Annotated in this window: 10 protein-coding genes; 1 reads left to right on the top strand and 9 read right to left on the bottom strand. The window is 51.1% G+C overall.

All coding sequences use genetic code 11. From position 1 onward, the window contains the following. Positions 1–20: 20 nt before the first annotated feature. Positions 21–1,553 carry a response regulator gene (locus tag RW092_RS08735; RefSeq protein ID WP_316010004.1) on the bottom strand — a complete coding sequence of 511 codons (1,533 nt, stop codon included), beginning with the start codon at positions 1,551–1,553 and terminating at the stop codon, positions 21–23. Positions 1,554–1,766: 213 nt separating this feature from the next. Between RW092_RS08735 and RW092_RS08730 the strand changes: the two genes are divergently transcribed. Next, on the top strand, positions 1,767–2,357 hold the full coding sequence (locus tag RW092_RS08730) for a C40 family peptidase (RefSeq protein ID WP_016311896.1): 591 nt from the start codon (positions 1,767–1,769) through the stop codon (positions 2,355–2,357). A gap of 153 nt (positions 2,358–2,510) precedes the next feature. Here RW092_RS08730 and RW092_RS08725 read toward each other — a convergent pair whose 3' ends face one another. The 8 genes from RW092_RS08725 to RW092_RS08690 form a co-directional block, all read right to left on the bottom strand. Continuing rightward, positions 2,511–3,215: an ABC transporter ATP-binding protein gene (locus RW092_RS08725; protein ID WP_316010003.1), complete on the bottom strand. Its 705-nt coding sequence runs from the start codon at positions 3,213–3,215 to the stop codon at positions 2,511–2,513. After that, the gene (locus tag RW092_RS08720; protein ID WP_016311894.1) at positions 3,212–4,021 is read right to left on the bottom strand and encodes an ABC transporter ATP-binding protein; all 810 of its coding nucleotides are present in this window, start codon (positions 4,019–4,021) and stop codon (positions 3,212–3,214) included. Before RW092_RS08720 ends, RW092_RS08725 begins: the two co-directional genes overlap by 4 nt. Further along, positions 4,018–5,313, bottom strand: coding sequence for a branched-chain amino acid ABC transporter permease (locus tag RW092_RS08715; RefSeq protein WP_316010002.1), 1,296 nt, complete (start codon positions 5,311–5,313; stop codon positions 4,018–4,020). The genes RW092_RS08720 and RW092_RS08715 overlap by 4 nt, the downstream gene beginning before the upstream one ends. A 10-nt stretch (positions 5,314–5,323) precedes the next feature. Then, entirely contained in the window at positions 5,324–6,307 is a 984-nt protein-coding gene (locus RW092_RS08710) for a branched-chain amino acid ABC transporter permease (RefSeq protein WP_316010001.1), read from the bottom strand. A 38-nt stretch (positions 6,308–6,345) separates the two neighbouring features. Beyond that, positions 6,346–7,560 carry a branched-chain amino acid ABC transporter substrate-binding protein gene (locus RW092_RS08705; protein WP_127575479.1) on the bottom strand — a complete coding sequence of 405 codons (1,215 nt, stop codon included), beginning with the start codon at positions 7,558–7,560 and terminating at the stop codon, positions 6,346–6,348. Between the two features lie 295 nt (positions 7,561–7,855). Next, positions 7,856–8,311, bottom strand: a complete 456-nt coding sequence (locus tag RW092_RS08700) for a GNAT family N-acetyltransferase (protein WP_016311890.1) — start codon at positions 8,309–8,311, stop codon at positions 7,856–7,858. A gap of 116 nt (positions 8,312–8,427) precedes the next feature. Continuing rightward, on the bottom strand, positions 8,428–10,221 hold the full coding sequence (locus RW092_RS08695) for an ABC transporter ATP-binding protein (RefSeq protein ID WP_316010005.1): 1,794 nt from the start codon (positions 10,219–10,221) through the stop codon (positions 8,428–8,430). Positions 10,222–10,280: 59 nt separating this feature from the next. Further along, on the bottom strand, positions 10,281–12,050 hold the full coding sequence (locus tag RW092_RS08690; RefSeq protein ID WP_316010000.1) for an ABC transporter ATP-binding protein: 1,770 nt from the start codon (positions 12,048–12,050) through the stop codon (positions 10,281–10,283). Positions 12,051–12,354 lie beyond the last annotated feature (304 nt).

The raw sequence follows: 12,354 nt of genomic DNA, 5'->3' as shown, positions 1-12,354 counted from the left end.
GGGTTCGCGTTCCAGGCATCTTAAATGACTGCCCACGCTAGCTTGACACTGACAACGCCCATCAAGTAATTGACAAAGGTCGTCTTCGTTTCTTTTTTGAAAATGTTACTGAAATACCCGGTACTGATATGAAGATGCTGACATACCTTAGCGATGGAGATATCGTGGTCACCATAATGCGCCTTGATATATTCCTTCGCCTCATCCACCAGCTTGTTATAACTGGATTGCCGATCTGTGGCGATGGATTGCTTCAGCTTCATGCAAATATCCAGGAACCAGGCTTTGGCTTCGTCGGCATGCGAAAATTTAATGAACTGTCCAAGAAACCCTTCCCCATCTCCAAACAATTTTTCGAAGTCAACGCGGATGTCCTTGGCAACCTTGATGACTGCGGTCAGCAGCTCCAGCAAATATACTTGGAAGTCCTGATACGATGCTTTGGTGTCCGTTAATGCCTTAAACAGTTCCTCCAGAAGGTGAACCAACTCCTGGTCACTGCCAACCTTCAAGCAACGCACCAGTTCTTTCTCCTTCATTTCATCCAATGACAACGGGTCCGTTTGCCGCGATTCCACATCCTCAATCCAAATCACTTTGTTTCCCCCGAGGATAACGCGGTAATCGAGCGCCTTTACTGCCTCTTCATAGGACCCGGAAAGCTCGCTTAATTGTCCTACCTCAGAACCGGCGCCAATCGTCACCGACAACTTGAGGAAGCGTTCCACGCTAAACCGGATTTCATCTAACAGTCGCAGCGTTTGGTCCGCAAGCGGCTTGTCCGATCCAGGTTCCCCTACGCTGAGCACCACGACCTCGTCATGATGGATGAATGCTCTGCATTTCGGATGGAGACTAGCAATTTCCTCCGCAATGTTAAAGACAGCAAAAAGCTGCAGCTGAGTGTCATTCGTATCTTTCAGAGACAACGTCGCACTTTTACCCGATGCTTCACTTTCGTCTAGTCCCCGCCGAGCTGGCACGGAATCGATGCGAATAGCAGACACCATATATCGATTCCCGCTGAGGTCCAGATCGTAATGCTCACATTTTTCATGAATTTCCGCTTCTTGCAGCCGCCGGGATACGAGCGAAGACAAAAATAGACTTTGCAGGATCGGCAGATTTTTGCGGTAGTGCTCGGTCAGCAGCTGCACATTTTCCTTCGCAGCCATTTCCTCGTCGAGCTGCAGCTTCACCTTACGTAAAATTTCAGCCAATTCTCTAGCTGAAAACGGTTTCAAAATATATTCATCGATTCCCAGTCGGATGGCCTTCTGTGCATATTCAAATTCCTCGTACCCGGTTAAAATGATGATCTTCGTTGCCGGATACCGTTCACGGATCCACTCGGAAAGCTGCAAGCCATTCATAAACGGCATTTGAATATCCGTCACCACAACGTCCGGCGCATGCTTCTCCACGAGCTCAACTGCTTCTTTGCCGTTCTCCGCCGTCTCTAGGACGACATAACCGAGACCTTCCCAATCGATTAGGCCCAATAGGCCTTCGCGCACATCTTCTTCGTCATCGGCTAAGACCAATTTATACATCGATGGACCATCCTCTTCCATGCCCTGATTTCCCCCCGATTTTAACGTATCGGTCCGCAAAAGTAAATTACGGATCATGCGGATCGGCGAGAAGGAACCAAGACCTTAGTCTAGTTTGTTTTCCGCCTTCGGTCCGTTTTGGGATTCCCATAATCCTAGTACCATGTTAATATCCAATGGAACTATCATCAACAGTAAATGGTGGTCGAAATGATGAACAATGAGAAGAAAATCTATGTTCTGCTAAGCAATCCAACAACCCTGGTGGCCAAAATGATCGGCCTCTATACGAGAGCACCCTACAATCATGCCTCGATCGCGTTTGATCCCGAACTGCGAGAGGTCTATAGCTTCGGGCGGAAACACCCCCTCATTCCGATCTTTGGCGGTTTCGTCAGAGAGGACATTCATTCCGGGGTATTCGAGAAAGCAACCTGCGCTGTATATAGCTGCAAGGTTAGCGCGGAGAATTACATGCGCATGCGCAACTTCGTGAAAACTTTCGAGGATAACGACGAGCTTTACACCTATAACTTTCTTGGACTCTTAGGGATCATTTTAAATATGGAGCTTGGCGGAGAAAACTCTTACTTCTGTTCTCAGTTCGTCAGCCGGGTCTTCCAAGAAGCCGGCGTTAACCTTCTGGAGAAATCTGCGGGATTAACAACCCCATCCGATCTATGCCGCTGTCCGCATCTCCAACTCGAGTTCCGCGGACGCCTCGAATCCTACCGAGAGCAATACTGTTATTCCCGCCGCACGGCAGCCGCATACGAGCAGAGCCGGTATTATGCGGCAAATTAATTCTGCACTAATTTTATAAGCAAACAAAAACCACGTAGTCTCTGCTACGTGGTTAATTTGAATACGGAAGTTCATTTCTCGTTTGTTAATAGGATTCAATGGGATAATCGTGCAATAGTGTCCGGACAACGATAGGATCAGCCTGCCGCAGGCTTAAGCCAAATAAGCTTCCTTCACCTGCTCGTTGGCAAGCAACAAACCGGCTTCATCCTCCATCAAGATTTCTCCGGTTTGCATCACATAGCCGCGATGCGCGATTTGCAGGGCTTGAAAAGCGTTTTGCTCAACAAGCAGCACCGTCATCCCCTCGCGGTTCAACTGCTGGATCATCTCGAAAATTTGCTCGACGATAATCGGAGCAAGTCCCATCGACGGTTCGTCCAACAGCAATATTTTCGGTTGCATCATCATGGCCCGGCCGATGGCCAGCATTTGCTGCTCGCCGCCGCTCATCGTCCCGCCCGTTTGCGTCATCCGTTCTCTGAGACGCGGGAAGTGGTCGAACACTCGCTCCATCCGCTGCTTGATCACCTTCTTGTCCCGCACGGAAAAAGCGCCCATCTCCAGGTTCTCCTTCACCGTCAAACGCGGGAAGATCCGCCGTCCTTCCGGCACATGTGCGATTCCCGCCAACGCCGCTTGATGCGGAGGCAAGTTGGACATCTCCGTGCCGCTAAAGCAAATGGTGCCGGTTGTGTTGACCTGACCGCAAATCGCCTTTAGCGTTGTGGACTTCCCGGCTCCGTTGGAGCCGATCAACGAAACGATTTCCCCTTCTTCTACGGTTATGGATATACCTTTTAACGCTTCAATTGCCCCATAATAGGCGTGGACATCTTTCAACTCCAGCAAGCTCATGATATCACCTCGACCTGTACGGCATTGCCGCTGCCTTGAACCGCACTTTTGCCCAAATAGGCTTCAATCACTTTAGGGTGGGAGCGAATATGATCCGGCCCACCTTCCGCAATTTTCGTTCCGTAATCAAGCACCAGGATATGCTCGGACAACTCCATCACCAGCTTCATGTCATGCTCGATCAGAATAATCGTCATCCCCGTTTCCTCCTGGATGCGTCGGATCAAGCTGATCAGCTCTGTTGTCTCGCGCGGATTCATCCCGGCAGCCGGTTCGTCCAGGAGCAGCACCTTCGGCCTCGCCGCTAACGCCCGGGCAATTTCAAGCCGCCGCTGTGCACCGTATGGCAGACTCGCCGCCTGTTCGTTCAAAAGCTCTTGCAGCCCGACGAACTCCAGCAAGCGGTACGCCTCTTGATGCACCTGTTCCTCCTCGTGTCTGGCTCGAGGCAGTGAGAGCAGTGTCCCGAAAATGCCTGTCTTCAGATGGGTATGCATCCCCACCATCACGTTTTCCAGCACGGTCATACTGCCAAACAACCGGATATTTTGAAACGTCCGGGCGATACCTAAACTGACGATTTGATGGGGCTTAACGCCAACGATCGATGCACCGTCCAACTCGATCGTGCCCTCGTCCGGGGTATAAATGCCGGTGATCATATTGAAAAAAGTCGTTTTCCCAGCGCCGTTCGGACCGATGACAGCGGATATTTTACCGCGGGGAAACGCGAAGTCAACGCCTCCAACCGCCGTCAGTCCGCCAAAGCGCTTCACCAGCTTGCTTACCTTCAGAATCGTCGTCATTGGCTCACACCTCCGCTTTGTTGATTGGCAGGCGGTAAAGTGGATAACGTATTGCCGGAACGCTGCGCCTTAAGCTTCGCGGCATCTACCTTCTTGTTCTTGGCGGCGATCAAGCCGTTCGGCCTGAAGATGGCAACGAGCAACAGGATTACACCAAAGATCAGGCGTTGCATCTTGGAAGGCGAGATTGAACTGGGAAGCTCGATTACTCCCTGCAGCGTCAACTGGTTTAGCCAGTTGGTGAGTTCCGTCAGCACCTGCAAATTCAAAATGGTGACCAACGCTGCGCCAAGAATAACACCAGGCACGCTGCCCATGCCGCCTAGCAGTACCATCACCAGAATCGTGATCGATTCAAGCAGGGTAAAGCTTGTCGGATCGATAAACGTCTGCTTCGCAGCAAACACCACGCCCATCATGCCAGAAAAGGAAGCGCCAATCGCAAAAGCCGTCAGTTTGGTGCGGATGAGCGGAATGCCCATCGATTGTGCAGCAATCTCGTTCTCCCGTATCGCTTTCCACGCCCGTCCCAACCGGGAATGCTCCAGCCGTTTCACACCGAAAATGACGATCGCCAATATAAAAAGGACGATAAAATAGAACTGGTTCGGAAACGTAAAGGAGAGACCAAACAAATTCGGCGGTTGTATTGAGGACAACCCCATCGCCCCGTTCGTAACATTCACCGGTTTATCCAAGTTGTTAAAGATAATCCGGATAATTTCCCCGAACCCCAGCGTAACGATCGCCAGGTAGTCGCCCTTGACCCGAAGTACCGGCAAACCAAGTAGCAGTCCAAACAGGGCTGCCATAAAGCCGCCAAGCACGATAAAAATCCAAAACGCGCCTCCAGGCAGCGGAAACAACTGGCCGGAGATGAATTCGTTGGCCTGCGGCGTGGCAAAAATGGCGTACGTATAAGCACCTACCGCGAAGAATGCAACAAATCCAAGGTCAAGCAGGCCGGCGAATCCGACGACGATGTTTAACCCTAACGCCATCGCAATGTAAATGCCGCACTGCGTCGCCACCTCCATATACGATTGATGAGCCGGGCCGCCGGAAGTAGCGAACGGAATAACTACCAGCAGCAGCATCGCACCAACCGCCCATTTAATCGAGGTTCGGAAGGTCGTTAAGTATAGCAGCAGCAAGGAGCCGAGCAAGAGCAGGAAGGCGATGACCGATTTATTCGAAAAATATACGCCTGCCGCTGTAACAAAGACAAACAGTGTCAATAACAAGGCTTGGGCAAGCTGGCTTTGGCCCAGCCAGAGCTTCAGTTTGTTCATAGCCGATCACCTACACTTTCTCTTTCACGGCTTTGCCGAATAACCCTTCCGGCTTGAAAATGAGTACCGCAATCAGGATCAGAAACGCGACAACGTCTTTATACTCCCCGCCCAGCGCACCGCCTGTGATGACAGACAGGTTCGCGGACGAGAACATTTCCAACACACCAATGAACAATCCGCCAAACATCGCGCCGCGGATATTGCCGATACCGCCAAGCACCGCTGCCGTAAAGGCCTTCATCCCCAGGATAAACCCGATATACGGATCGATGGTGCCGTACTGTTGGGCGAACAGAACGCCGGTTCCGCCGCCGAGTGCCGATCCGATAAAGAAAGTCAGCGCAATGACCTTGTTGACGTTAATGGACATCAAGGACGCCGTCTCTCGGTCCTGGGCTACCGCACGCATCGCGGTTCCCCATTTGGTGCGATTCACGAAGAAATCTAGCCCTGCCATCAAGAGGACAGCCACCGCCACAACGATGATCGTATTGGTCTTCAGAAAAGCGTCGTCAAACCCGCTCCATAAGGAGGATGCGCCCAGCTTCAAGTTTTCTCCGTAAAGAGAAATGCCGGTTACGATAAAATTCCCGGTACGGAGATCCGCGATAAAGCGGACGATATCCTGTAATAGAAAGGACACGCCGATCGCTGAAATCAATGAGATGAGCTTGGGAGCCCGGCGGAGCGGGCGATAAGCCACCCGCTCGATCCCGATCCCCAGCAACCCGGTTGACAACATCGCCATCGCTAGGATCAAAAAATAAGTAACGGCAGCGGGCAACCCGCCGAGCCAACCGGCCGAGTTCATCGTCAACAAGGCGGCGGTGCCGACAAATGCACCGGTCATAAAGATTTCTCCATGCGCGAAATTAATAAATTCGAGAATGCCGTATACCATCGTATAGCCGATGGCCACTACCGCGTAGACCGCACCTAACGTTAATCCGTCCACCAAAACCTGGGGGAGTGTTTGCAGGATCATATCCATTTGTCCTTACCCCTTCTGCGTTATTGCCGTTCGTCCAATTACTTCGGCTGTTCGATTTCGGATACCATCGTGCCAGGATAAGTTGGTGAATCGAATTTATAAATGAAGACCTTGGCGTATTCGTTATCGCCTTTGTCGTCAAAGCTGACCTTCGTAGCAATCCCGTCGAAATCAGTGGTCGCCCGGACCGCATCGCGGACTTGCTCACGGGTCGGCAGCTTGCCGCTATTGTCCTCAATCGCTTTTTTCACCGCGTTCAAAATAATGTTCATCGAATCATAGGCATAAGCGGAGTAGTTCTCCACGGATTTGCCAAACTTCGCTTCGTATTTCTCCGCCCAGTCCTTGTTGGATTTCGTAACGTCCGTAGATACCGAGCTGTAAGCGACTTCCGTCAACTTATCGCCAGCGATGTCCACCATCCCCGAGGAATCCAGCGCATCCCCACCCATGATCGGCACCGTGATGCCCTTCTCACGAGCCTGTTTAACAATCAATCCAGCCTCGGCATACATCCCGCCGAAGAAGATAAAGTCCGGTTTTTTGCTCAGCACTTGGTTCAGAACACCGTTAAAGTCTTTTTCACCTACCGTGATCCCTTCGTACCCGGCGATCGTCGCTCCCAGCTCTTCAGCGGAGCTGCGGAAAGCATCGGCCAACCCTTGGCCGTAAGCAGTTTTATCTTGGATAACGAAAATATTTTTCGCCCCGACCGTCTTCACGGCATATTCGGCACCCGCCGGTCCCTGGAAGTCGTCGCGAGCGACAATCCGGTTCGCAATCTTCAGCTTCCGGTCTGTAAAGTCCGTTGCCGTACTAGCCGGCGAAACCATCGGAATATTGTATTTCTCATAAACAACCGAGCTCGGAATCGATACTCCGGAGTTCAAATGTCCAAGCACCGCCAATACCGCTTGATCCGCGCCGATCAATTCAGCGTTGGCGACACCTTTCTTCGAATCGCCTTGGTCATCGTAAGGAACGAATTGCAGATCAAATCCCAAGTCCTTAAATTCAGCCTGACGCTCCTCCAGCGCCATCTGTCCGCCCAGCTTAATCGATTCCCCTTGAATGGCCGAGCCCCCGGACAGCGGAGATTGCGAGGCGATCTTGATGACCGTACCTCCCCCTCCAGAAGCGCTGGTATTTCCAGCCGCCGGTTTTGCCGCGTTGCCGGTCGAATTACACCCCGAGAGCAACCCGATGATGAAACATGCACTAACCAGCCAGGCAATTCTTTTTTTCCCCTTCATACACATCCTCCTCAGATCAATCTTGTTCTAGGGCTTCGCCCCGTTTGTGTTATGTATCAGTCATATTATCTAACATAAATCACTTGCTAGTTCGCGATTTATGTTAGTAATCGTGACATATGAAATCACCTTACTCCCTTGACTACGTAAAACTACAATTTCCAACTTGATTATCAGTCAATAAAGTAAAATAATTTTACACAGATGTCTTCTCCGTAGAACACAAAAAAGCCCCGCCCTTCTTCAAAGGCGGAGCGCTATCGCTTACAACGCTGTTTAATTTAATTTTCTAAGCTTAGTTCAACGGCTTATTCATTCGGTAGCCGGTGCATCTGAAGCCGCAATGTTCATAGAACGCTTTGGCGGCAAGATGGTTCTCGCGGGCTGTAGATAATACCAGATCTGTGCTGCCCCGTTCACGGGCCCACATCTCCGCCGCTTCGATCAACCGTCTTCCGATCCCTGTGCCGCGGTGTTTCTCATCAACAACCAATGCTGTAATCCGGGTTACCGGTCTACTCATGTCGTGTGTCTGAAGCTGCTTGAGAAAAGCTGTCCCAACGACCACGCCGTCAAGTTCCGCAACCAGGTTGCCTAGCAACAGCTGGCCTTCCAACATCTCTAAACGTTCCTTCAATACACTGGCCGTCATTGGATAACGCAGTTGACGCATTAAAGGAAGCATGTGTGGAACATCGTCGCAACAAGCCTTGCGAATGACCAAAGCCGGAGCTAACGCCTCACTACTCAATTGGACCAAACCACCTTTAATAAATTTGCCGTTTTAGTATCCTACTCTATTTTCCGGCTTTACGGGCAAGATTGCAATAGTTCTAATTAAAAATCTAAATATTTTTCGATAAAAAGTTACAAATAACGGAACTGTGCTTGGACTAAGCCGTAATAGATTCCCTTTCGTTCCATCAATTCCCTGTGGGTGCCCATTTCTTTGATCTCACCATGATCCAGCACGATGATGTTATCAGCACTTCGGATGGTGGAGAGCCGGTGAGCTACGATAAACGACGTTCTGCCTTTGAGCAGCACCTTCAAAGCCTCTTGGATCTTCAGCTCCGTTTCCGTATCGATGCTGGCCGTTGCCTCGTCGAGGATCAGGATCCGCGGATTGGCCAGCAACGCCCGGGCAAACGACAGCAGCTGGCGTTGCCCCATGGACAGCACGTTCCCCCGTTCCTCTACTTCCGTATCGTAACCGTTTGGCAGTTTCACGATAAAATCGTGGGCATTTACCGCCTTCGCTGCGGCTTCTACTTCCTCATCCGTAGCCTCCAATCGACCAAAACGGATATTCTCCCGAATCGTTCCAGAGAAAATAAACGTATCCTGAAGCACGACGCCAATCTGACTGCGGAGGCTTTGGACCGTCACGTCACGGATATCATAACCATCAATGACAACTGACCCGCCGCTAGGATCATAGAACCGGCTGAGCAGGTTGATGATCGTGCTTTTTCCCGAGCCGGTGTGGCCAACAAGGGCAACCGACTGACCGGGTTTCACCTCCAGATCGATGCCTTTTAGGGCAGGACGCCCTTTTTCATATTCAAAGACGACGTGGTTAAAGCGGATCTCGCCCGTGATCGCAGGCATCGGTTTGGCTCCTGGCTTATCCGCGATATTTGGCTCCTCATCGATAAACTCGAAGATCCGTTCCGAGGAGGCCATCGCCACCAGCAGCTGGTTGTACATTTGCCCCAAGCGGTTGATCGGGTCCCAGAAGTTACCCACATAGTTGCTGAACGCCACCAACAGACCAATCGTCAGTTCTCCCGACTGAATCAGGTAGACGCCCAGTACAAACAAGACAAATGTACCGATGCCCCCGGTTATTTCGATCAAGGGGCCAAACGCCTGGTTCATCGCTGACGCTTTATCCCATGACTTCTTGTTGCTCAGGTTCATCGAATCGAAATAGCGCATATTCTCCCGTTCTTGCGTATAAGCCTGAGTGACGCGAATCCCCTGAATCGACTCGTTCAAATGGGAGTTGATCCGCGAGTTCTTCATCCGGACTTCCTGCCAGGCCATCCGGATTTTTTGCCGCAGTTTGGTGGAAATGAGGAACATGATCGGGACGGTAACCATCACCGCCAGCCCAAGCTTCCAGTTAATCAGCAGCAAAATCACGACGATCCCGGCCAGCTGCACACAATCGATCATCAGGTTGACGACCCCGTTGGTAAACAGATCCTGCAGGGAATTGACGTCATTGGTGACCCGCACCAGCACCGAGCCCGCCGGGCGTTTGTCAAAGAAGTTAAATGAGAGCTTCTGAATATGTTTAAACAAGTCGGCGCGCAAATCATAGATGACTCTCTGCCCAATGATATTCGTATACTTAATCCGGTAGACACCGGAAGCCCATTGAATGAGGTACAGAACAAGGACGGAGGCAGTAATTCCGTACAGCAACGATAGGCTGGTCTGTCCGTTCGACGGGGCGATCGCGCGGTCGATGGCCAAACTGGTCAAATAAGGTACAGCCAACTTTGTCACGGTGCCAAGCACAGTCATCACGATGATCAAAGGCAACATTTGCTTGGCATATGGCTTCATATAAGCAAAGAGCCTACGGAATTGCTGCCAGTCAAACGCTTTATCAATCAGCTCATCGTCCTGATACACAAACCGTTCTTCGATTTTACCTAGGCCGGCATCCTTGCCGGACTTCGATTTCGACCTGGTCGCGGTATAGGTATTCACGCCTCTCCCTCCCCTTCATGCCCAAGGGCTCCAGCCAAATGGTCTGCATATTGGATACGGTATACATCCTGGTATGGACCTGGGATTCTAATTAATTCCTCATGTTTCCCGCGTTGGACTACCCGTCCTTCGTTTAAGACCAGAATTTCATCGGCATGTCGCAACGAAGAGATCCGATGGGCGATAATAAACGTGGTCCGTCCCCGCATCACTTCTTTGAACCCGGATTGGATCTCCTGCTCGGTCTCCATGTCCACCGCACTGGTGGCATCGTCCAAAATCAGGATTTTAGGATTCTTGAGCAAGGCGCGGGCGATGGCGATCCGCTGCTTCTGACCCCCGGACAATCCCAGTCCCCGTTCCCCTACAACGGTATCGTAACCGTCCGGCAGCTCCATAATAAAATCATGTGCTTTCGCCAGTTGAGCAGCACGAATGATTTCTTCCATCGTGACGTCGGTCATGCCGTAAGCAATATTGTTCTTAATCGATGACGAGAACAGGAATGTCTCCTGAAACACCGTCGCAATTTGGCTGCGCAGACTGCGTACGCTCAGCTCCCGAATGTCTTGGCCATCCAGTAAAATGCAGCCTTTATTCACGTCGTAAGCACGCATCAGCAACTGAATGATCGTCGATTTGCCGGAGCCGGTGCCGCCAAGGAAGCCAATGACGGAGCCGGGCGGGGCATGGAAGTCGATATCTACGACCGCCGGCATTTTGTTCCCGTAAGCAAACGTCACTCGGTCGAACCGGACATCGCCGCGAACCTGATCCGGGTCCAGCTCTACCGCTTGCTCTTTGTCCTTCACATCGATCGGTTGATTAAGAATTTCCAGCACCCGTTCCCCGGACGCTTTAGATTGCGTATAGTTGTTGATATGAAAGCCTAAGCCCCACATCGGACCAATAATAAACCAGATTAAACTAAAGAACGCGACCAGATCGCCGAGCGACATTGAGCCCTTAATCACCAAGGTCCCGCCGACCGAGAGCAGCACCGCAACGCTGATGGAAGCCAGCAGCTCCATGACTGGAAAGAATCGGCTCCACAACGTGGCTGCGAAGATCTGATTATCTTTATAGCGCTCATTGCGAAGCGAGAATTTCTCCACTTCATGCGGCTCCCGGGCGAACGATTTGACGGTACGTACGCCTGTCACGTTCTCTTGAACCGCGGTTGTTAAGGAACTGAGCGCCAGACGCATTTCCTGAAAGGCTGGATGAATTTTAGACTCAAATTTGAGGGCTACGCCAGCCAGGAAAGGGATGGTAATCATCGTGATTAACGTAAGCTGCCAATGAATGGACAGCATGACCGCTGATCCAAATGTGACCATCAAGATCAGATTCAGCAGCTGGGCAAAGCCAAACCCCACAAAGTTGCGGATGGCTTCCAAATCCCCCGTCAACCGCGACATTAGATCCCCGGTCTTCGCCGTGTCATAGTAGCGGAACGATAAAAATTGCAGTTTCTCGTAACATGCGTTACGCAACCGATACGCCAAGTAATTCCCCAGTCTTCCGCCAAAAAAACCGTGCAAAAACTGCAGAAACGCCTTCACGGCCACAACCGAAACTGCCGTCGCGGCAAGCCATACGACCTCTCCATAATTCCCCGGCCAAATGACATCATCGATCAGCTTGCGCAACAGCATCGGGTAAACTAACCCCAGCCCAGTCGCAGCTGCCAAGCATAAAATCGACAACACCAAGTAATTCAACTTAGCCTGGTAATACACCCGAAGTTGCCTAAGAACCTCCATGTCTCTCCTCCTACACCCGTTTGTGGAACTGTACTTCAGATACCTCTTCACAACCAAACGGTTCCGGACGTCTTAGCAGCAGGATCAGGGAGAGTCGTCTGAACGCCGCGAAACCTGTCACAGCCTGAAAGCATGCGCTTTCATGGCTTTAGTCCCTTGCAGTTTAACATCATGATTTTTCCGCGGCAAAGCGTAGAAAAGCCTAATATCCGGTAAATTCGGATATTAGGCTTCTATCACGGGTGAAACCGCACTAGCCTTGCATCTAAAGTGACATGGTATTCAATTAATTGTTAATCTTGGT

The organism is Paenibacillus sp. 3LSP, from assembly GCF_032465655.1.
Lineage (GTDB): Bacteria > Bacillota > Bacilli > Paenibacillales > Paenibacillaceae > Fontibacillus > Fontibacillus barengoltzii.
This window is presented reverse-complemented; position numbering and strand designations above follow the sequence as displayed.

Excerpts from the sequence above, each read along its gene's own strand:
- RW092_RS08735 (WP_316010004.1), bottom strand. The coding sequence starts at position 1,553 with ATGTATAAATTGGTCTTAGCCGATGACGAAGAAGATGTGCGCGAAGGC.
- RW092_RS08730 (WP_016311896.1), top strand. The coding sequence starts at position 1,767 with ATGAACAATGAGAAGAAAATCTATGTTCTGCTAAGCAATCCAACAACC.
- RW092_RS08725 (WP_316010003.1), bottom strand. The coding sequence starts at position 3,215 with ATGAGCTTGCTGGAGTTGAAAGATGTCCACGCCTATTATGGGGCAATT.
- RW092_RS08720 (WP_016311894.1), bottom strand. The coding sequence starts at position 4,021 with ATGACGACGATTCTGAAGGTAAGCAAGCTGGTGAAGCGCTTTGGCGGA.
- RW092_RS08715 (WP_316010002.1), bottom strand. The coding sequence starts at position 5,313 with ATGAACAAACTGAAGCTCTGGCTGGGCCAAAGCCAGCTTGCCCAAGCC.
- RW092_RS08710 (WP_316010001.1), bottom strand. The coding sequence starts at position 6,307 with ATGGATATGATCCTGCAAACACTCCCCCAGGTTTTGGTGGACGGATTA.
- RW092_RS08705 (WP_127575479.1), bottom strand. The coding sequence starts at position 7,560 with ATGAAGGGGAAAAAAAGAATTGCCTGGCTGGTTAGTGCATGTTTCATC.
- RW092_RS08690 (WP_316010000.1), bottom strand. The coding sequence starts at position 12,050 with ATGGAGGTTCTTAGGCAACTTCGGGTGTATTACCAGGCTAAGTTGAAT.